17 protein-coding genes are annotated in these 21,023 nt (G+C 37.8%); 8 read left to right on the forward strand and 9 right to left on the reverse strand.

From position 1 onward, the window contains the following. Positions 1 to 40 precede the first annotated feature (40 nt). The 4 genes from HXT19_RS04310 to HXT19_RS04325 all read right to left on the reverse strand — a co-directional run bounded on the left by HXT19_RS04310 (position 41) and on the right by HXT19_RS04325 (position 5,213). A complete protein-coding gene (locus tag HXT19_RS04310; RefSeq protein ID WP_422119753.1) occupies positions 41 to 2,119 on the reverse strand; it encodes a YhgE/Pip family protein in 2,079 nt (692 codons plus the stop codon). Then, positions 2,109 to 2,876 (reverse strand): ATP-binding cassette domain-containing protein, encoded by a 768-nt coding sequence (locus HXT19_RS04315; RefSeq protein ID WP_020761271.1) that lies wholly within the window; start codon positions 2,874 to 2,876, stop codon positions 2,109 to 2,111. The genes HXT19_RS04310 and HXT19_RS04315 overlap by 11 nt, the downstream gene beginning before the upstream one ends. 610 nt (positions 2,877 to 3,486) lie before the next feature. Continuing rightward, entirely contained in the window at positions 3,487 to 4,449 is a 963-nt protein-coding gene (locus HXT19_RS04320) for a 2-keto-3-deoxygluconate permease (protein WP_004113201.1), read from the reverse strand. 11 nt (positions 4,450 to 4,460) lie between these two features. Further along, positions 4,461 to 5,213, reverse strand: coding sequence for an SDR family NAD(P)-dependent oxidoreductase (locus HXT19_RS04325; protein WP_004113203.1), 753 nt, complete (start codon positions 5,211 to 5,213; stop codon positions 4,461 to 4,463). Positions 5,214 to 5,491: 278 nt separating this feature from the next. Here HXT19_RS04325 and HXT19_RS04330 point away from each other — a divergent pair, with 278 nt between their 5' ends. Next, positions 5,492 to 6,823, forward strand: a complete 1,332-nt coding sequence (locus HXT19_RS04330) for a Na+/H+ antiporter family protein (RefSeq protein WP_004113204.1) — start codon at positions 5,492 to 5,494, stop codon at positions 6,821 to 6,823. 233 nt (positions 6,824 to 7,056) lie between these two features. Continuing rightward, positions 7,057 to 9,576, forward strand: a complete 2,520-nt coding sequence (locus HXT19_RS04335) for a hypothetical protein (RefSeq protein ID WP_422119633.1) — start codon at positions 7,057 to 7,059, stop codon at positions 9,574 to 9,576. Between the two features lie 188 nt (positions 9,577 to 9,764). On the opposite strand, the gene HXT19_RS04340 is transcribed toward HXT19_RS04335, so the two are convergent. Then, positions 9,765 to 10,343 carry a LemA family protein gene (locus HXT19_RS04340; protein WP_422114260.1) on the reverse strand — a complete coding sequence of 193 codons (579 nt, stop codon included), beginning with the start codon at positions 10,341 to 10,343 and terminating at the stop codon, positions 9,765 to 9,767. A 97-nt stretch (positions 10,344 to 10,440) separates the two neighbouring features. Continuing rightward, on the reverse strand, positions 10,441 to 11,427 hold the full coding sequence (locus HXT19_RS04345; RefSeq protein WP_422114464.1) for a DUF3137 domain-containing protein: 987 nt from the start codon (positions 11,425 to 11,427) through the stop codon (positions 10,441 to 10,443). A gap of 400 nt (positions 11,428 to 11,827) precedes the next feature. On the opposite strand from HXT19_RS04345, the gene HXT19_RS04350 reads away from it, so the two are divergent. From HXT19_RS04350 to HXT19_RS04365, 4 genes are all read left to right on the forward strand, one after another. Continuing rightward, a complete protein-coding gene (locus HXT19_RS04350) occupies positions 11,828 to 12,427 on the forward strand; it encodes a sensor histidine kinase (RefSeq protein ID WP_004114802.1) in 600 nt (199 codons plus the stop codon). A gap of 78 nt (positions 12,428 to 12,505) precedes the next feature. Next, positions 12,506 to 13,306, forward strand: coding sequence for an energy-coupling factor transporter transmembrane component T family protein (locus HXT19_RS04355; protein WP_004138180.1), 801 nt, complete (start codon positions 12,506 to 12,508; stop codon positions 13,304 to 13,306). Further along, on the forward strand, positions 13,288 to 14,142 hold the full coding sequence (locus HXT19_RS04360; protein ID WP_422114261.1) for an energy-coupling factor ABC transporter ATP-binding protein: 855 nt from the start codon (positions 13,288 to 13,290) through the stop codon (positions 14,140 to 14,142). Before HXT19_RS04355 ends, HXT19_RS04360 begins: the two co-directional genes overlap by 19 nt. Continuing rightward, entirely contained in the window at positions 14,139 to 14,954 is an 816-nt protein-coding gene (locus tag HXT19_RS04365; RefSeq protein ID WP_422114262.1) for an energy-coupling factor ABC transporter ATP-binding protein, read from the forward strand. Before HXT19_RS04360 ends, HXT19_RS04365 begins: the two co-directional genes overlap by 4 nt. Before the next feature lie 186 nt (positions 14,955 to 15,140). Here the strand turns inward: HXT19_RS04365 and HXT19_RS04370 are convergent, their stop codons facing one another. Beyond that, the gene (locus tag HXT19_RS04370) at positions 15,141 to 16,925 is read right to left on the reverse strand and encodes an ABC transporter ATP-binding protein (protein ID WP_410313057.1); all 1,785 of its coding nucleotides are present in this window, start codon (positions 16,923 to 16,925) and stop codon (positions 15,141 to 15,143) included. Between the two features lie 271 nt (positions 16,926 to 17,196). Continuing rightward, entirely contained in the window at positions 17,197 to 18,006 is an 810-nt protein-coding gene (locus HXT19_RS04375; RefSeq protein ID WP_004114793.1) for a nucleoside phosphorylase, read from the reverse strand. Between the two features lie 615 nt (positions 18,007 to 18,621). Between HXT19_RS04375 and cysK the strand changes: the two genes are divergently transcribed. Further along, complete coding sequence (gene cysK, locus HXT19_RS04380) at positions 18,622 to 19,554, forward strand: cysteine synthase A (protein ID WP_004113241.1); 933 nt, start codon at positions 18,622 to 18,624, stop codon at positions 19,552 to 19,554. Between the two features lie 140 nt (positions 19,555 to 19,694). Continuing rightward, the gene (gene epsC, locus HXT19_RS04385) at positions 19,695 to 20,552 is read left to right on the forward strand and encodes a serine O-acetyltransferase EpsC (RefSeq protein ID WP_422119634.1); all 858 of its coding nucleotides are present in this window, start codon (positions 19,695 to 19,697) and stop codon (positions 20,550 to 20,552) included. 7 nt (positions 20,553 to 20,559) lie between these two features. Here the strand turns inward: epsC and HXT19_RS04390 are convergent, their stop codons facing one another. Beyond that, the gene (locus HXT19_RS04390; protein ID WP_422119635.1) at positions 20,560 to 20,982 is read right to left on the reverse strand and encodes a GNAT family N-acetyltransferase; all 423 of its coding nucleotides are present in this window, start codon (positions 20,980 to 20,982) and stop codon (positions 20,560 to 20,562) included. Positions 20,983 to 21,023: the final 41 nt, after the last annotated feature.

Genomic DNA, 21,023 nt, shown 5'->3' on the forward strand with positions numbered 1-21,023 from the left:
AGAGCTGCGGGGATTTTAATTATCGCGCCTACATGAACGCTTATGCATCAAGCGTTATTACAGGATGCAAATCAAACATTTTTACAGTACGCTTCATGCGGAAGGCAATACTTGTTATAGCAATCGCAATAACGCCGAAAAGCACAAGCATTCCAATGCCTGAAACTATTTCACCACTGTTCTTTCCAGACATTGCTTGACGCAACCCCATAATCGAGTACGTCATTGGCAAATATGGGTGAACAGCTCTAAAGAATGCCGGCGTCATTTGTACTGGGAACGTTCCTGCAGAGCTTGTGATTTGCAACATAAGTAGCACAATCGCAACTATTCGCCCTGGCATGCGGAACACCACCATAATCATTTGCATTATAGCCATAAAGACTATTGACGCTATAATCCCCAGCGCGTAGAATGCACCAACATTATCGATTTGGAACTTCAACGCTCCTTGAACAACGCCCATAAGAATAATCGCTTGCGCAACGCCCATAATCACAAACGGCGTCAAGCTAATAAGCGCGCTTTTAAGCGGATTCATGCCGTTTAGTATCGCTCGCCTATCCATAACTCTCAAAACGAATGTTGTCATAAGAGCACCAACCCAAAGGGCGATAGAAATAAAGTAAGGAGCAAAACCAGTTCCATAGTTTTCAACGTGCGAATACTCGTGCTCTTCCAAGGAAACTGGTGCGCTCATCATCTTACTTTTTTGAACAATACCGTTTACTTTTCCAGACTTTTGAGCATCTTTAAGCCCGTCATGCAATTTCTTAGCACCATCAACAAGCTTTGGAGTGTTATCAGATAGCTTCTTAGCGCCGGAATTAAGCTGATCAGAACCGTTCACTATTTTCGCAGAACCTTGTGCAGCTGCATTCACGCCATTATTTAGTTTCTCGCTACCGTTACTTACTTGAGCCAAACCGTCAGCAAGATTATTCGCTCCAGCAGCAAGCTTATTTGAGCCAGTATTAACAGCTTCAATACCTTGAGATATTGCGTCAGCACCGCCCTTTATTTGCAAGCTTCCTGCAGAAAGCTTGTCTGCTCCAGCGCTTAAAGCAGAAAGATTTGTTTCTAGAAGATTAGAATTTTCACCTAATCCTTCTGCCAAACTTTGCAAATTAGCAAGCACGTCTTCCTTTGTTACTGCTGGGTTTTGCGCTTGCATAAGAAGACCAGTAATTTGTGCTTTTGTTTCAGCGTTTCCAGCTTTAACATGTTCTTCTAATTCGTTGCTTGAAGCTGCAAGCTTTTGAGCTCCTTCATAGAATTCGCTTGTCGCTGCCGATAGCCTTTGCGTTCCTTCGCTTAACTGTTGGGCTCCGTTTGCTAAATCTTGCGTTTTTTGTGCAAGATATTGAGCTCCTTCTTTGCTGCGAGCATTGGCTTCAGTTAGCGTATTCGCGCCTTTTTGAAGCTCCCCTAATCCGCCTTGAAGTTTTTGCAAAGATTGCGAAAGTTTATTCGACCCATCTGCAAGCTTATTTATTCCGCCTTGCAAAGACTTTGAACCTTCATGCAATGCTCCAGCACCGTTTGCAGCAGCACCAAGAGAATCGGAAGCTGAATTAACTTTCGCAAACATGTGCTCCCAATACTCTTGAGCAATCGCCTCGCTAATCTCAGTACGCATAGTGCGGAAAGCAGTTTTACCAATTTGTGAAGCCAGCATATTGCTTGCTTGATCGTACTTTACGTGAAGTTTTGCTTTAGTTGGAGTATCGTATTGCGCGGAAGCAATGCACTTACTGAAGGAAGCTGGAATAGTTGCTACCATAAAATAGTTGCCATTTTTAATGCCTTTGTTTGCTTCAGCACTATTTACAAAATTCCATTGGAAACCTTCACTACCGTCTTTTTGATTCTTTAAACGAGTTTTGATTTCGTTTCCAATGTTTCGCATTTTGCCGTTAATCATAGCGCCATTGTCTTCAACAACAACAGCCACAGGCACAGTATCCAAAGTCTTATAAGGATTTGTAAATGCCCATAAGTAAAGCGATCCGTATAAAAGTGGAATCAAAGCTACGGTTCCAATAACAAGCTTTCGAGCTTTTCCTTTCATCGTATTGTTAATCTCACGAAATGCAAGAGCAATAGTACTAACGTGCATTGTTTTCACCACCATTTACTTCACTTGTAGCAAGTTGAGAATCAGTATGAGAATTTTCTGCTTTCTCATTATTTGGCATAAGTCTTAAGACTTGATCCGCTTGCTTTTCTAACTCACTTTGCAAAACTCCAACAAGGCAGGAGCAGTAGTTTTTGCTAACATATTCGCGAATATCGGAAAGTAAGCATTCGCTTTGCTCGCTAGTAAGCTCTGTTTCAACTCCATCAACAAATAGCAACCACGGTTGCTTTAATAATGCCAACGCAATTGCCAAGCGCATGCGCTCGCACGGAGTCAACTCTCCTATTGCTGTTTTGTGAGGAGAAAATACTTTCCATTGAGCAAGAAGATTGTACGCGTATTGGCGCAATGCTTCGCGATTTTTTACATCATTTTTATACTGTTCGCGAAATAGTGGCGAAGATGATGCGAGTTTTAGCTCACTCATCAAAACTTCTTCTATTGTTTGCATTTTGTAGAATTCGTTAATTCCGTTGAATAATCCCAATCCCACATATTTACGTGATTCTTTAAAATCGTTAGGAAGAGTTGAGTCCGCAATAGTAAGAGTTCCGTTCGTAAATTTCATATAACCAGACAGTGCAAGCAGCAAAGCTGATTTTCCAGAGCCGTGTTCACCTGATATTGCAACGATTTGATGAGGCTCTACTTTTAACGATACGTCCCAAAATGGTGTTCTTCTAAATATTTGTAAGCCTAATTCTTTAGCTTCTAAAAGTGTTTGTTCTTCTTGCATAATTTGTCTGCGGCAAAATACCGATGGCATACATTTTTAAATGGTACACATTTTTAATGTTGCTATCGAAATTGCTATGCATTCCTCCTTTGCATCTAACTTTTTCAATTTTCAATTTTTAATTTTTTGATTTTCCTAACTTCAGACTCAATATTTAATTCTGATATCGCCTATAATGATTTTGGCGACTACCTCATATTGCTATGTTGCAACAAAAGGTTATAAATTAAGAGACCAATTATTGACGTTAATCTCCTGAAAGTACTTTCATCGTACTATTCAAGGCGAACAAATATTAACTTATTTTTAAACATTTTGTTCATTTGTCTATATTTTAGCCATAAAAATACGCTATATATAACAAAATCTCACATTTTTGATTTAATCATGTTACTTCCAAATATCATAAATAATCTTAAATCTATTTATGAAAGTTAAACCACTTGAGACGAGTGCTGGCTTTTGTAAATCATTGCTGGCATGTTTTAGTGTTGTTTACGTCTTTCTAAAATCAATCGCAATAGTAATTCAGCCCCACAAATTTTATTTTGCAGGGCTGAACTAGTTATTTTATTTATTATCTATTTTTTATTTATTTATTATCTATTGATTACTTGCTAGATTTTTTAGCAAATTTTTTACTCACTAGTGCAGTTAACCATGGCGTAGCCAAAGCAGTAATAATTACTGCAGCAGCAATTTGAGGAGTTGCTATTAATGCGGCTTTTGCCAAATTTGGATCTATAGCCATCATTGCAGCTGGTGTTGCAACAGCACTTGCTGCAGTACTACTTATTGCAGCTCCAGCAATACCAGAGCCCCTAGTTAAGAAGCGATCTGCTAATACTGTAAATACAAATCCAGAAAGCACTATAATGCCAAGCAGCACACCAGAAAGTCCACCTTCAACTAGTTGAGCAAAGTTCATGTTTGCTCCTAGAACAAAGCCCAGAATCATGGTTATAGGGATTATGCCATTAACCAGTTGCTTCTTCATGTAAGGGAAACAATTTCCTAGAATCATTCCTAAAACAAGAGGCAAAATTGATCCAACAATCTGCCAGAATGGTATTACGGCTTGCCCAGAAGAGTTCATAACAATCATTGTTACTGTTGGACCAACGCTTATGGTTGTCATAGCAACAGCTCCACGATCTACTTCAGTGCCATAGTTTGCTGTAATACCAGAATAAAGTGCATTATTAGCTACAGTCATTGCGCCTAAAATAGATAACATTGACAATCCAAGTAGATTATTGTTGCAGAACTTGGAAACAAGCAGAGCAATAACAATAGCAGTTAGGATCTTAACGCTAATAATCACAGCACCGCGCCACAAAGCTTTAGGAGCGTTCTTAAATGAAAGACTTGCTCCAATGCAAAGCATGAATGCGCCGACTAAAGGACCAGTTCCGTTAATTACAGCTGTTGTAAAACCACCTATTTTTAAGGTTGCTGGGAAACATGAGTTTACCAAGCATCCTATAAATAGAGGAACAACGATTGTAGCTCCTGGAATTTTTATTTTCTTTAAGTCTATTTTTGTGATTTGGCTTTTTAGGTTTGCGAACATGATTTTCTCCGTCAGCCGTCTAATACGATTCCGCCATCAACATCGCCAATCTCTCCGTTAACGAAGGAGGCTTCTTTAGATGCAAAGAATAGAATCATTTGCGCAATTTCTACAGGTTGTGCTTTGCGGCGCAAAGGAATTGCGTTAATAATTTTCGCTTCCTTTTCCTTATCTTCCTTCAAAGCTTGAGTCATTGGTGTTTCAGTATAAGATGGGCATACTGCATTGCAACGAATGCCATACTTGCCGCCTTCTTTTGCAACGGCTTTTGTTAAACCATTCACACCAGCTTTAGATGTTGCGTATGCTGCTGTTCCTAGTAAACCGCCACCAATTTTTCCAGCAACAGAGCTAACGTTTACTATTCTTCCGCCACCATTTTCCTTAAAATGCTCAAATAAAGCATGGTTTGTTGCGTAAGTGCCGTAAAGATTAATCTTTACTGTTCTATCAAATTCAGCGTCTGTTAACTGTTCAAATGGAACAGTTGATACAACGCCTCCGCAGTTTACCAAAACATCCACTTTGCCAAAATCTTTGATTATCTGCGCAAAAACGTCGTTAACATTTTGAACATCACCAAGATTTATCTTATAGACAAAGATATTATCTGAACCTAATTCAGATTTTGTTTGGTTTGCTTTTTCTTCATTGATATCGGCGATAATTACCTTTCCGCCTCCATCTAGTACGCCTCGCACGACTTCTCTGCCGATTCCTTGGGCGCCTCCTGTTACAATGACCACGTCATTTGTGAAATTCATTGTTTTTACCTTCTTTCTGAAAAAGAGATAATAACATGGCTGAGTCTACTCTTAAATGCTATTGTTAACAAATTTGTATTAATGTATTTAATTAGTGTATTTAACTTTTAAAGAGTACTTTATAAAAAAGTAATTTAAGTTTTACTTTGCAAATAAAACTTTACGTAAATCTTTATGATATTGTCTTTAATTATTAAAATTTAAAAATTATCAAAATTGAAAAACATATTATTTGCAAACATCAAAATGAAGATAACTTTAAAAAGAGGTGAAACAGTATGCAGATTTTAAACATTCTATGCAATCCGGTAATCGTATCGGTTGTAGTGTTATGCGCGTTAAGTCTCGCTAAACTCAATGTTTTACTCGCAATGATTGTTGCATGCGTTGCAGGAGGCATAGCTGGACATCTCCCTCTTTTTGGAGATGGAAGCCATACTATTATGGCTTTGCTATGTGATGGTTTTTCCACAAATGCGCAAACTGCGCTCGCCTACATTCTTCTTGGTACTTTTGCAGAAGCAATTACAGCAACTGGCCTAGCTCAAATCATTTCTAAAAAAATCAGTAAACTTATCGGCACAAACAAATTTATTCTTCTTGCAGTTCTAACAATTATTGCATGCATGTCTCAAAATATTGTGCCTGTTCATATTGCTTACATTCCTATTCTTATTCCGCCAATTCTTTCCATTATGAACAAGCTTAAGCTAGATCGCCGCGCCGCCGCATGCTGCACTGCGTTCGGACTAGAAGTGCCATACATTGCTATTCCATTTGGCTTTGGCTTAATTTTCCAAACAGTTATTGCAACTAATCTTTCTAAAAATGGTATGAAAGTTAGCGTTTCAGACGTTAGCGCTGTGAACTGGTATTTAGGTGCTGCAATGCTTGCAGCCCTCCTATTCGCCGTGTTTGTGCTATACAGAAAGCCTCGCGAATATAAAACAACCGAAGCAGATACTCGCGCAGCGGACGCTGTTGTTGGCCCGCTTACTAAAGCACACTATGTAACCATGCTTGCGATTATTGTTGTTGTAGTAGTTCAAGTTATTAGTAAGGATCTTTCACTTTCTTCTCTTGCAGGTCTTGCAACCATGATTATTTTTAGAGCCGTTGCATGGAAAGATATCGATAAGCAGCTTATGGGCGGCGTTAAGCTTATGGGTCTTATTGCATTTATTATGCTCATTGCTGGCGGCTACGCTAACGTGATTCAAGCTACGGGCGGAGTTAATGAGCTTGTACACTTTGGCGTTGCTTCTATGGGTCAAAACAAGCTAATCGCTGCATTCGTTATTACGATTATTGGTTTGCTTGTAACTATGGGCATAGGCACTTCGTTTGGCACGGTTCCTATTCTTGCAGTTTTGTTCGTGCCTCTTTGCCAAAGCATTGGTTTTAGCACTCCTGCAACAATTATTCTTATGTCTTCTGCTGCAGCTCTTGGAGACGCAGGCTCCCCTGCTTCCGATACAACGCTTGGCCCTACTTCTGGCCTAAATGCAGATGGTCAGCATAGCCACATTTGGGATACTTGCATTCCAACATTCCTTATCTTCAACATTCCACTTATGGCTGCAGGTATTGTAATATCTCAGTTTATTTAGCAGATTATTTCTTAAGATTAGATACTAAATATCTTATATTATTTAGCTAAATATTTAGTTGAATATTCAATAGAGATTAAGTATTTCGAAACGCGAATAAGTGTTTATTGATAGAATTATCAATAAACACTTATATTTTTTATCAAAATCGTTATAATGTAATATGCAATTATGTATTTGTTATATTTTATGAAATAAAGTAACAAAAGTTTAGTTAATTAATTGGGTATTTTATGAATAAGACAGCGAAAATCATTCTGACCTCAACCATGATGGGTATTGCGACCGCAGCTTGCGCAGTATGCATGAGCCAAACCGCTTATGCTGCTGATACTAATGCAAGTAGTGTCAATGGAACTAATGTTGAGAGTGCAAATAGTAGCACAAAAACAAATACCCCCCCCCCACCACATACCGATTCCACTAATCAGCATAATTTAAAAAATGATAAATCTACTAACCACAACAACACTACCAGTGAAGATCGCGACTACGATACAAATACGGTTCAAACAACTGTTGATTCCAAAGGCGTAACGACAGATAAGGATGTTCAGCAAAACACATCACACGCTGATTCAACAAGCAATGAATTAGCATCGGGGACAGCGACCGATAAGAACGGCACACAAGTCAAATGGCAAGTAACGTATAATTCCAGTAATATCAAAGCTACTGACGCGGCAAAAATGAGCGAATATGGCAAACAGCTCAATTATGATTCTAATAATAATAAGCTAATCGCAACTATGAGCAATTTGCCATTCAAGAATGAAGCAGCAAATGTTGTTGCAAGGAAATATAACGAAATTACCTTAAAAGTTACAAACAACAATGAAACGACGCCTACAATCATTAGCAATATTAAAGAAACACCATGGTTCTACAAAAGTCAATATTTAAAGAATATTTTGGATGAAATTGATAAAACAACAATCGGTTCGTACAACTTTACGAGATACAATCAAGAACAAAAAGTTGGCGGCAAACACCTTAGCGGTTTGAAATACAACTTTAGTGCGCGCAAAGTTGAGGGCACGCCAATAATAACAGACTGGCAGGAAGGTGAAACAAGCCGCATAATTCCTGTATACATGGCAACAACCCATACGGGCAAAGATTCAGACTATATAACGTTGGGCATATTGCAAAACATTACTGTAAATAAGCCACAGACACCCGTTGTTCCACCAACACCACAGCCAAAGCCACCTGTTACACCACCAGTCCCAAAGCCACCTGAGTCTGCTACTAATGTATTGGCATCTGGAACTGCAACGGACAGTAACGACAAACAGGTTCAGTGGCAAGTAATAAATAACGATAAAAATACTAATACTGAACAAATAAGGGCGTACGCTCAGTATCTCAGTTACAATCCCAATACAAACGCGTTGACAATGACAGATGTTGCAGCGTTTACAGAAGACGGTAAAGCTATTTCCGCAAGAAAACTCAGCAACGTTACGCTAAAAATCACGAAGGACGGAAAAACAACAGAAGAAAACATCAAAGAAACGCCATGGTTCTTCAAAGATCAAAATTCACAGAAGATGTGGGACTCAATTAACCAGACAACAATAGGCACGTATAGCTTTGCAAAACACAATCTTGAACAAAAAGTCGGTGGCGTAGGGCTGGAAGGTTTGACCTACGACTTTCTGAATAAGAATTTTGATGGCGCTCCTACGATTGCCTGGAAGAATGGCGAAATAAGCCGCGAAATTCCTGTGTATATAGCAACGATCCATAAAGGTAAAGATGGCTCAGACTATATGACGGTAGGTGAATTTAAGAAATTCAAGGCGTATAAAAATAGGAATGATATTTTTGAAGGCGAACCTGGAACTAATCCTCTAACAAAGCAGCAGTATAAATTTAGTGATCTTGGCGACAATAATGTTAGTAGAACAGTAACTGCCATGTATGCTAATGGCCCTATTTATCTTAAGCCGGGAGAAACAAAAACGGTGCCACTCAAGTTTTATCTGGTAGATGAAAATCGTAAGCCAATTAAGGATATTACTGATGAATTTATGAAGGTATTGAATCCAGAACCAAAGGAAGTGGAAATAAAAAAGGTTCTGTTTACTCGAAATCGGCAGACGTCTTTGATGGATATGAATGTGTCGTATGTGCTGCATACGGATTATTCAATTACATTTACCGCGAATAAAGATGCTCAGGTTGGGGATTCTTACAACACAGATGGCTCTAAGTTGGATAATCTTCCAATGGTTCTTAATCCAGCAGAAACGCCAAAATATACCTATGAGCCGGGTATAACGTTACATGAGAAGAACAACCCAGGACATGTTGCTTTTATCAATGCATTCTTTGACGTGATAAAAGCAACACCTAATCCAACACCTAATCCAAATCCTAATCCAAATCCTAATCCAAATCCTAATCCAAAATCTCCTAAGCCGGAACCACCTAAACCGGAACCACCTAAACCGGAACCACCAAAGCCGGAACCAACTCCTGTTCCAACTACGAAATCGGAGCCTATTCCAGTTCCTATAATTCCTGCGCTAGAACAAATGCCAATGCCAGTGACAGAACTGGAACCAGAACCGGAACCAACGCAAGAAGAGACTGTGGAAGAAGCACCGACTCTACAAACGCACGAACCGCTTGCACGCGCAGGTTCTACAACCTCAACCATTGCAGGCACTGGATTAGCGTTCCTGCTGTCAGCTTTCGGCGCATTTTCGCTTAAACGCACGCGCATTGGCAAGCACAGCAAGTAACGAGCACAGATAACCAATAACGCAAATAACTAATAAACGCCAGTCAAGTTGAACTAAACTAACTGGCGTTTATTTTTAAAAACACCAATCAACCAATACAAATGTAGCCAATCGATGCAAATTCGCGGGCGATTGCCTACATTAGATATACCGTCTAGCTAAACATTTTCACTAACTAAACATATTCGCTAGCTCAGTATGCTATCAATATTCTTCTTATTGCTTAAATCATCTTCATCAAGAAAATCCATCTGCTTTATTCCGCTTAATCTTGCAATAAGCGAAACTGGGAAAGTAACAATATTTTGATTAAGAGCGCTGATATTACTATTTACAATTCTTTTTGCTGCAGCCAATTGCTCGTTTTCGTCGTTCACTTCTTCTTGCAAATTCAGAAATTGTTCAGAAGACTTTAATTCTGGGTAGGCTTCTGCCAAAGCATAAATCTTCCCTATCGCATGATTCTGATTTTTTATTACCGCACTAGAATCATCAGAGTTTAAGCCTTCTCTTAGACTCACTAAATCCACTAATGTTGTTTTTTCATATTTTGCAAATGACTGTGCAACTTTGAACATTTGGCAAATCGTGTCATATCTTTTAGCGAGCGCAATATCAACGTTTTTCTGCGACTCTTTTATAATCACTCTATATTTTCTTAATCTATTTAAAGTGCCAATAAACCAACCAATAATCATTACAAGCACTATTGCAATAACTATTAAAATGGTGTCCCTATCTATAATGCTATCCATAATGTCACTCATAATGTCTCCTTTAGTTCTAGTCTTTCTCTAGTCTTAGTTTTCTCTAGTCTTAGTTTTTCTGCTTTTGCAATTCGCCAGTATCGCAATTTTCTAGCTTCTAATTTTGCAATTTTTCTCTAATTACGCTGATTATTTCGTAATATTCAGCCAAAACATCTCTAAATCTTGCATATTCTCTTGTTAAAGATAGGTTTTCTATTCCAGATTTTCCAGGATTTCCTAATATATACCGACCAGAATCAAAAGCTGCAATAATATGCTCGCTATCTAGATATATGCAAACTCTCATTCTTTTTTGCAAATTATTCAATAATTCTATAAAACTTGGATCTAATACAAGCTTTGTATAAAAATCGTCTGTAGAAAAGATTGAATACGAGTTGTTAAACTCAATGGATTCTGTTTGAACTTCACTCTCCTCTTTTGTTTTTTTGCCATAGTATCCACTTAGTTTTTGCCCCATAAAGTTCTTTCCAGTAACGGGAACGATTCTAATGTGACCATTTATATTGGTTTTTGCGTTTATTAATAAGACCTGCCCAATAAAATCCGTTTTTTTAACAGTTTTTCCACTTTCACTTCTAGAAGTGTGCATTGCTTGCATGTTTGAAAATTCAGTTTTGAATTCATCGCCAAAAATTATGTGTTTATTTGAATAATAAATACTAGATATTGGCAGAAGATTATTAAAAATACTGTCGTCAATTCCTTCAGAATTTTCTAATACCGTTCCAGGCAGAATCGCATTTAGAATCGGCGTTAAGACATTATTCGCATATAGAGTATTTACATCAACCTTATTTGTTACAAAAAACTTGCCAGCAAAGCAAACAACAAAAGCAATTATTATGAGTAAAGGATATTTATAAGTAGAGTAATCAAGAGAAGGCAGATAATTGCCAACAGCACCAATAATCAGTACAACTGGTATTAATGGGATTAAACGCATTGGGTCAAAAGCGTTATTTTTTACGCCTTCTTTTAACTCATTTAATTTCCCTTGCATTTGAGGAGATTTTTCTAATTTATTAAGTCTTTCTAAAACTTCGGGATTTGTAAACACACCACTATGTTTTACATTCATCGTCATCTCCCTCTTATAATCACCAATATTTTTATAACAATATTTTCGTAACAACATTTTTATAAAAGGCATAAAAATCTCTTATATTTTTTTATCATAAATAATCATTATTTGGAATACTAGAATTTTTGAATAGTTAAATTTGTGATAGCAAAATTTGGAATAGTGAAATAGTCAAATAACAAAATAATAACAACTTTGATTTTGCTAGAGAAGTGGTATAGCTGTGATTATTTTCCGCAAAAATTTAATACAAAATAAATAATAAAGAATCAGTTAAAATAACAAAAAATAAACAAGATTACAATTTATAACACATTAATTTTCAACTACTTTAATAACATTTCTCAAAGCGTATAATGAACTTGAATTTATTCCTTAACTGATAGGAAGTTCAAAAATGGTAAAGAAACTAAAAAATATTTGGAGCGTTAAATTAACTACTGCTTCACTCGTACTAATACCAGCCGCAATCGGCATAAATTATGTTGCGAAACTATTTGCAAGCATGCTAAAACTACCACTTTGGCTTGGCACACTAGGCACTTGCATTTCAGCATGCTTGGCTGGGCCTGTTGTAGGCGGAATTGCTGGATTTTTAACCAATATTGTTTACGGCTTAACAATTGATCCAATTTCTACAGTCTATAGCATTACAGCTGCAGCAATTGGAGTAAGCGTTGGAATCGCTGCACGATTAAAATATATGGACAAAGGCCTACACATTTTTATAACAAGCCTTATTGTTGCAGCAATCGCAATAATCATTTCTACACCTCTAAACATGATTTATTGGGGCGGAACCACTGGAAACGTTTGGGGTGACGCTGTTTTTGCAGCAATGGGTTCCAAAGGCTTCTTTGCATCATTCGTAGATGAGCTTGTTGTAGATATACCAGACAAGATTGTTGTTTTGTTCCTTGCAGCTGGAATTTATAAAGTTCTTCCTAAGAGTTTAATAGCCATATATCAATCAGATGACGAAGATCTTGATAAATAAACGTTTATCACCAGAAAATAAATCGCATAAACGCTAAGTTCTACAAGTTTTAATATAAGCACAATAAGACGAGATAGCATGAAAAGCATCAGCCTATTTGAAGATAAGCATTCGTTTCTAAACGGACTATCTGCAAAAACCAAGCTTGCATACGTAATATGCGCTACAAGTACACCGAGTTTGCTTGGAGGCTATAGTTCTTTCGCTATCTTTATTATTTTGAGCCTAATCTTACTTGCAACATCAAAGGTTCTAGCAAAAATAAAAATCGTAATACAAGTTACTGGTTTTATTATTGTAACTATTTTTATAGTTCAGACTTTCTTTAGATCAGGAAATTACACGATTTTATTCAAACTAGGACCTTTGATTGCTCGCAAAGAAGGTTTTGAAGTAGCTATGAAGATTGTGCTAAATATATTAAATATTTCGTTTGCATTTTGTGTTTTAACGCTTACAACTAAACCTTCTAATATGATGCAAGAGATGATACAAGCTGGATTACCACCTAAGATGGGTTATGTTTTTGTATCTCTATTCCAAATCATTCCTCAAATAACACAGCAAACTTCGACTATTGTTGACGCTCAAAGAAGCAGAGGATTGAAAACAAAAGGTTCTCTTATAACGCGTTTCAAAGCTTTTTTGCCTTTAATATCCCCGATTATAATGTCTTCATTTATGAGTTCTAAAGAAAGAACTATAGCTTTAGAAGTTCGCGGATTTTCGTGCAATAATCAAAAAACATTCATAAAACCATTTAAGCCAAGCAAATACAATACGCTATTTTTATGCGCTTGTTTAATTGTAATAATAGCGTCTATTATTTATGCGTTGCTTCATAATTCAGGATATATAGCATGGCAGCTATTCATATAGAGCACTTAAAATATCGCTATCCTTATAGTAATACTCTTGCACTTAATGACATTTCTTGCGATATTCATAAAGGCGAATTTATTGGAATAATAGGTGCTAATGGAGCTGGAAAATCAACATTATCTCAAGCCATTTTAGGTCTTGTTCCTAATCTTTACCACGGAGCATACGGCGGCAAAGTTGAGGTAGACGGTCTTAATGCAAAAACTACGCCAATAGACAGTCTTTGCAAAAAAGTTGGTTTAGTTTTTCAAAATCCTTTTAATCAAATTACTGGATCTAAACTTACTGTTTACGAAGAAATTGCGTTTGGGCTTGAAAATCTTGGAATTGAGCAAAACGAAATGCAAAGTCGCGTAGAGAAAATCATGGACATGCTCAACATTGCCCATCTTAAAGATTGTTCTCCATACGATTTATCTGGCGGTCAAATGCAGCGAATGTCTATTGCCGCTATTTTAGTTATGCAACCAGAAGTAATAATTTTAGACGAGCCAACTTCGCAACTTGATCCTAAAGGTTCTGAAGAGGTTTTTAAGTCGGTAGAATCCTTAAAAAATCAGGGTCAAACTATTATTATGGTTGAGCACAAAATGGAAAAAATCGCGCAATATAGCGACCGCGTAATGCTTTTAAGCGAAGGAAAACTCATTGATTTTGATACTCCGCAAAAAATCTTTTCTCGCGAAGACTTGGAAGAATATGGCGTAAATCCTCCTGTTTATACTCAAATTTGTAAAAAACTTTCGTTAAAAAACAATAATGGCTTGTATCCAATAACTCTTGAACAAACGTCACACATTTTAAAATCAAATGAAGGGAATCGCTTATCATGACTCCTACTATTCAAATACGAAATGTGTCTTTTTCTCATACTCCAACATCACAAATATTCAATAATCTAAATTTGTCTTTTGCACCTGGAGCATGTGCTATTGTTGGTCAAAATGGCACTGGAAAAACAACTTTACTTAAAATCCTTAGAGGACTTCTTACGCCGAAATCTGGAAGCGTTTTATTAAATGGTAAAGATATTGCAGAATGTACTGTTCCCTCTCTTGCTAAAGATATTGGATTCGTATTCCAGAATCCAGATGACCAGATTTTTGAATCAACGGTTATACGCGAAGTAATGTTTGGACTTTTAAAAATTGGAATTGATAAGAGTCAAGCATTGATCCAAGCAAAAGAAAGTCTAAAACTCGTAGGACTTTTAGATAAAAGCTACTTAAATCCTTACGATTTAAGTCTTTGTGAAAGGAAAATGGTTTCTATTGCGTCAATTTTAGCAATGGATACGAAAGTTGTTATTTTAGATGAGCCTACGATTGCTCAGGACGATCGCGGAAAACGTTGTATTGAATCAATTATTAAGCACCTTGTTTCTCAGGGAAAAACTATTATAGCTGTTCTTCACGATATGGATTTTGTGGCTCGAGTATTTAATCGCGTTGTTGTGCTTTCAAATGGTCGAATTCTTTTTGACGGTGCTGCGCGCGACGCTTTTAGGCGAGACGACATACTTTCTATTGCACAGCTCGACAAGCCAGATGTTGTGAAGCTGTGTGAGAAACTGGGTTATGAAGATACGTTCCTATCTGTTGAAGAATTTGTGAACACTTATCGTGAACGAAATAATTGCAGATAGCAGAAACGGAATAATCAGAGTGCTAATCGCAAAGTATCCAATACCAAAGTAGCCAATCGATGCAAATTCGCGGGCGATTGGCTACTATCGCAGAAAGCATGCTGCGTTAATATTTTTACCGAGATTGAAATTGCACAGCGCATTACAACAAACCAGCGCAAGCCAGCCCAAGCCAGCGCCATATACTCACATAGACACAGTATAAAGCGAGTAGAAGTAAGCCTTCTGATTCATAAGCTCCTCAAAGCTTCCGCGCTCAATAAGCTCGCCGCTTTTCATCACAAGGATCTCATCATATTGCTTAAGCGAATTAGCATCCAAGCGGTGAGTTACAACAAGTCGAAGAATTCCTTGCAAATCCAAAATAGACTGCGTTACGTTCGCGCTCGTCTCGTTATCTAACGCGCTCGTTGCCTCATCAACCAGCAGAATCTCGGACTTTTTAAGCAAGCTTCGCGCAATAGCAATACGCTGCTTTTCACCGCCAGAAAGATGACTACCGTTCTCGCCACACTGATAGTCCTTGCCTTTAGCAGCAATCAAATTATCCAAACCAGCCAAGTGAATCACGCGATCCACCTCCGCGTCCTGAAATGGCTTAAAAAGCGTAATATTATCTAAAATCGAAGCATCAAACATAAACACAGACTGCTGCATAAGAGTCGTCTTATCATAAAGCGAACTCTTGCTCACATTGCTAAGTTCGTGATTATTCAGCTGCACACTACCCTTATAATCCTTGTAGTATCCCATAAGCAAATTAATCAAACTACTCTTACCAGCACCAGAAGGCCCTACTATCGCGTAAGATTTTCCAGCTTGCAAAGTTAGATTTACGTTTTTCAAGACTTTACGATCAGCATCGTAAGAATACGAAACATCTCGCAAAACAATGCTTTTAATAGAATCGTCAATAATATCGCCAGAATCTTCCTTAACGTTACTCATATAATCAGCCATCTTGCTAATAAGCTTCTTAGCACCCTTCATCTCGCCAAACATTTGCGGAAGACTTGCAATAGGCTGAAGCACTCCATTCATCAAATTAGTGAAAGCTAACACCATTCCAGCAGTAATAACACCAACATGAGCGTTAACCATCCAAGCGCCAACAAGCATCACGCCAAGCTGAGTTGCAAGGCTTGAAATCGTTCCAAGAGCAGAAACAGTAATCATCGTTTTTTCGCGAAGATTCTTAGTATGCTCAAGCTCCATCGACTGATTCTGATAACGGTTAATAACCTCCTGCTCCGCCTTAAAACTCTTAATAACCGAAACTCCGTTCAAAACATCCTTAGTCAGAGCCGTATAAGACTCATTCGACTTAGAAACCTGCTCCTCTCGAGTGGCAATTCCATTAGCTGTAAGAATCGAGCACGCCATTGGAAGCACAGAAATAATAAGAGCAATAACAGTGAGCAATGGACTATAGTAAATCATAAGAGCTAGCGAGCTTACAAGCATAAGAACGTCTTGAACAAAGTCAAAAATCTTCTTCAAATACTTTTCTTGAATACGCTCGCAATCATTAGTAAGTACAGAAAGATACGTGCCAGAATTCGCAAGCGAAAAATCACTATAACTCTTTTTTAAAAGCTTCTTAATAACAGACTCTTTATACTGATTCATTGCTTTTTCAAGAAAGCGGGGGTACGCACTGCGCTTCAACGCAAAAATCAGGGAGATTACCAGCATAAAGGAAGCGACAAGCAGAAAAATAGTAGTTAAAGAGAAGGCTCCTTTGCCAGACATATAGTCGAAAATAATTTGCAAAATCCAAGAAATAGCAGTGTAAATCATAGACAGGGCAATAAAAACTATCATCGAAAGAAAAGCTACAAGTTTGTTTTCCTTGAAAAATAGTTTTACGTAATTTTTCACGTCGGGATACAGTTTGGACGATTGCTGATTCGCCACAGTATTTTGATTCGCGGGCGATTGCTGATTTGCCGCGTTGTCAGTTTTACTCATTCTCGCTACCTCTCACTTCCTTTATATCTATACTATTTCTATTATCTCTTCTCTAATAGCATTTTCGCAGCTAGCATCTTCATAAGCTATTTGCTTATTCACTCGCTACAAAGCATTGAAAGCTACACTATCATACTTATCATGATTATTAACCCTTAACGTAATACTTAAACGCATTTATACGTAATTCTTGACAGAAATAATAAGCATAGAGTTAAAAAAAAAATCAAATTAAAACACTGATTCCATATGTATTATCAGTGTAAACGTGTCAAATGCGCAACGTTGCTTCAATACAAAGCTCAAGAGCATACGCTTTAGAGTCTCCACCCCAATTGCGCTCATCGTAATTTTCAACATCGTGCAAAGTATCTGCAGTGTAAAGAATCTCACCCCAAACAATCCCACGCATTTGCGCACAAGCCGCTAAAGCAGAACACTCCATCTCAACAACCGCGCATCCCTCCTGCTTACGATTAGCAACTTTCGTCTTAGTTTCACGGAAAAACCCATCCGTAGTCCACGTTTTAACTTCATGATAAGGCAAATTGTGCGCCTGTAAAGTTTGTAAAATAGCACGTCTCGAGCGCTCTGAAACGTCAACATAACGACTTGGAGGCAAATAATGATAAGAAGTCCCCTCATCCCTTAAAGCTTTATACGGAACCAGGAAAACATTTTCCGCATAATCAACTAGCGATCCGCAAGAACCAGCACTAACAACTTCGCTAACACCGTAAGAAATCAGCCAGTCTAAGATCTGAACAGCGGCAGGAGCACCAACTGGAGCCTGCACTAAGCAGATTTTTTGCGTTTCTTCTTCTACTTCGCTGCCTGTATTTTCTCTTACTTTTTTCTCTACTTTTTCTTCCAAAACATATATTGGATATACTTTAGTTGCAGATTCAAAATTTGCTACAATCGTAGCTTTCCTACTTAAAGCATACTGATCAATTTCATCGCCTAAGAAAGCAAAAACCGCTTTAGATGGAAGCTGAACAGAAATATTATCGTGTTTTGGCATTAAAACTGCACTTTTATCGTAATCATACTCTAAAATCGGCAAATCATATTCTGTCATATAATCAACTCTTTCATACAATCGACTAATTCTACAAGCCATTCAATCCTATATACCAGCACGCACATTATCGCACGAAAATCACAAATCAGCCAAACACAACAAATTCTCGGGCGATTGGCTACTATCGCCAAACAGAGACACTCACGCATGAGAAGGAGTACATATCAAAGTTTGACAAACACAGATCCATTCGCTATAGTCTTCACTTATCACCATTTCTACTAGTAAAGGAGTGCGCATGTATCATACAAATATGATGACAAATTGTTGTTGTAACGTATGCTGTTGCGCATTTCTTAATCGAAATGATGTTTGCAAGCACTAAGTATGCATCATCTAGCCTGTGTTAAAAAGCATTTACGTTAAAACACAGCAAATTACGATTCAAGAAACAGCGCGCTGTTTCTTTTTTTATGCCAAAAATCGAATATAAGACGTTGAAAAGATAACAATTTAATACGGATTAGATATTAAACAGATAAATGGCATCTTTAGAAACAACTAATAAAGCAATAGTCGCTTTATTAATAAAATCATTTTTTAAAAATTAAAAACAAATCAAACAAAACAAAAACAAACAAGTAAAACAACAAACAAGTAAGGGGAAATATTATGTCTAATATTTACAAGTCCGTGCAAGAACTCGTAGGCCACACTCCACTTATGGAGCTTACGCACATTGAAAAAGAGTATAATCTAGCAGCAAAAATCCTTGTAAAACTCGAATACTTCAACCCAGCAGGCTCTGTAAAAGACCGAATTGCAAAGCAGATGATTGAAGAAGCAGAAGCCGAAGGCACGCTTAAACCAGGCTCAGTAATTGTTGAGCCAACCTCTGGAAATACTGGCATTGGTCTTTCAATGATTGCTCAAACAAAAGGATACAAAAGCATTATTGTTATGCCAGAAAGCATGTCTATTGAACGCAGAAAACTTATGAAAGCATACGGCGCCGAACTCGTGCTCACCCCAGCTGCAGAAGGAATGAAAGGCGCAATTGCCAAAGCGAAGGAAATCGTTGAAAACACGCCAAACGCGTGGACTCCAGGACAGTTTACAAATCAAGCAAATGTGCACGCGCACTACAACACAACAGGTCCAGAAATTTGGCAAGACACTGACGGAAACGTGGATATGCTCATTGCTGGCGTTGGAACAGGCGGCACAATCACAGGTACTGGCACATATTTAAAGGAACAAAATCCACATCTGGAAGTAATCGCAGTAGAACCAGCCGAATCCCCTGTGCTCGCAGGCGGCAAGCCAGGAGCGCACAAGATTCAAGGAATCGGCGCAGGATTCGTGCCAGATGTGCTCAACAAAAACATCTACGATCGCATTATTCATGTGACAAATGAAGACGCAATTGAAAACGGCAAGCTTATAAGCAAAAAAGAAGGCGTTCTCGTGGGTATTTCTTCTGGAGCTGCAATCTGGGCAGCAATCCAAGAAGCAAAAAGAGAAAAAAACAGTGGTAAAACCATTGTTGCAATACTTCCCGATTCAGGAGATCGATACTTGTCTACAGCATTATTTGAAGACTAACTACATTTAGGAGCGCTACTGTAAATACGCAAGTTTTGATTAAATAATATATGGATAATATATGGATAATAAATAACATTATTAGATAATGATCAAAACTATAAAATAAAGAAAAATAATAAAAATAACGGGAGAAATGTATGAGTGATCGCCTTGATCTTATAAATCAACTAAACTCAATTCACGATTCAGACATAAGGCAAGCTACATTCATACCTAATTACCGAAATATTATTGCACTCATACATGCGACTCAGGCTCTACTTTTGCCTGAGTTGCATGTGCGCAATGAAATCAACGAGGCTACACAACTCAACGCTAGTTTGAACAATAACGCTAGTTTGAATACAATTGCTTCAAACGCATTAGACACTATAGAACGCATTATATTCCACGAACTTCAATGCTACACAAGCAACACAATTAAAATTCGAGAAACTTGCAATCAATTTATAAATACTCTTCCTACAATTAAAAAGTTACTTTTAACAGATATTCAAGCCATGTATGAAGGCGATCCTGCTTGCACAAGCAAAGTAGAAGTCACACTCGCATACCCTGGTTTTTATGCGATGCTTATTCACCGCACAGCTCACGCACTATACGAACTTAACGTACCGCTAATTCCTAGACTTATGAGCGAATATGCACACAGAAAAACTGGAATCGACATTCATCCAGGAGCAAAAATTGGCGCATATTTTTGCATTGATCACGGAACTGGCATTGTAATTGGCGAAACAACTGTAATCGGCGAGCATGTTAAGCTTTACCAAGGCGTAACGCTGGGTGCACAAAGTTTTGCGCTAGACGAGGATGGAAATCCTATAAAAGGCGGAAAGCGGCATCCAAATATTGGCGATAACGTAGTAATCTACGCAAACGCAACAATCTTAGGCGGAGAAACCACAATAGGAAGCGGAAGTATAATCGCAGCAAACGCGTGGATTAACCGCAGTATTCCTGCAAACACAACCTACCACTTTCCTAAAGCCTAATACGCAATCATGCTCTGTCTTTTATAAAACCGCAGCACTCGATTTCTGATAACTCAATAAAACCAGCAGATTTATAAAAAGCAATAGTTTTTTCAGTACAATCCGTGGTTAATTGAATTTGACGAACATTAGGGTAAAAATCCACAATCGCATTTAACAAAGCAGAACCTATCCCCTGACGTTGATACTCTGGCAAAACAAGAATATCTTGAATAAGAACAACCGTATATCCGTCACCAACAGCTCTAGCAATTCCAACTAGCTCATCATTTTTATACGCAGCTAAAACCTTGAGTGAATTGTTAAAGCCATTTTCTAAAGCAACTAAATCATCTGTATACGAAGACCAACCAACAGAATCATATAGTCTTAAAATATCTTTGCTATTATATTTTTTATACTCTTTTATTTGCACGTCTGTTAAATTCATTTACAACAACACCTCGCAAAACATAGCAAAAGTACGCGATT

Origin of the sequence: Gardnerella sp. DNF00038 (genome assembly GCF_049262855.1) — a bacterium.
GTDB lineage: Bacteria > Actinomycetota > Actinomycetes > Actinomycetales > Bifidobacteriaceae > Bifidobacterium > Bifidobacterium vaginale.

Bases quoted from the DNA above. Each gene is read 5' to 3' on its own strand.
- HXT19_RS04310 (WP_422119753.1), bottom strand. From the start codon at position 2,119: ATGCACGTTAGTACTATTGCTCTTGCATTTCGTGAGATTAACAATACG.
- HXT19_RS04315 (WP_020761271.1), bottom strand. From the start codon at position 2,876: ATGCAAGAAGAACAAACACTTTTAGAAGCTAAAGAATTAGGCTTACAA.
- HXT19_RS04320 (WP_004113201.1), bottom strand. From the start codon at position 4,449: ATGTTCGCAAACCTAAAAAGCCAAATCACAAAAATAGACTTAAAGAAA.
- HXT19_RS04325 (WP_004113203.1), bottom strand. From the start codon at position 5,213: ATGAATTTCACAAATGACGTGGTCATTGTAACAGGAGGCGCCCAAGGA.
- HXT19_RS04330 (WP_004113204.1), top strand. From the start codon at position 5,492: ATGCAGATTTTAAACATTCTATGCAATCCGGTAATCGTATCGGTTGTA.
- HXT19_RS04335 (WP_422119633.1), top strand. From the start codon at position 7,057: ATGAATAAGACAGCGAAAATCATTCTGACCTCAACCATGATGGGTATT.
- HXT19_RS04340 (WP_422114260.1), bottom strand. From the start codon at position 10,343: ATGAGTGACATTATGGATAGCATTATAGATAGGGACACCATTTTAATA.
- HXT19_RS04345 (WP_422114464.1), bottom strand. From the start codon at position 11,427: ATGAATGTAAAACATAGTGGTGTGTTTACAAATCCCGAAGTTTTAGAA.
- HXT19_RS04350 (WP_004114802.1), top strand. From the start codon at position 11,828: ATGGTAAAGAAACTAAAAAATATTTGGAGCGTTAAATTAACTACTGCT.
- HXT19_RS04355 (WP_004138180.1), top strand. From the start codon at position 12,506: ATGAAAAGCATCAGCCTATTTGAAGATAAGCATTCGTTTCTAAACGGA.
- HXT19_RS04360 (WP_422114261.1), top strand. From the start codon at position 13,288: ATGGCAGCTATTCATATAGAGCACTTAAAATATCGCTATCCTTATAGT.
- HXT19_RS04365 (WP_422114262.1), top strand. From the start codon at position 14,139: ATGACTCCTACTATTCAAATACGAAATGTGTCTTTTTCTCATACTCCA.
- HXT19_RS04370 (WP_410313057.1), bottom strand. From the start codon at position 16,925: ATGAGTAAAACTGACAACGCGGCAAATCAGCAATCGCCCGCGAATCAA.
- HXT19_RS04375 (WP_004114793.1), bottom strand. From the start codon at position 18,006: ATGACAGAATATGATTTGCCGATTTTAGAGTATGATTACGATAAAAGT.
- cysK (WP_004113241.1), top strand. From the start codon at position 18,622: ATGTCTAATATTTACAAGTCCGTGCAAGAACTCGTAGGCCACACTCCA.
- epsC (WP_422119634.1), top strand. From the start codon at position 19,695: ATGAGTGATCGCCTTGATCTTATAAATCAACTAAACTCAATTCACGAT.
- HXT19_RS04390 (WP_422119635.1), bottom strand. From the start codon at position 20,982: ATGAATTTAACAGACGTGCAAATAAAAGAGTATAAAAAATATAATAGC.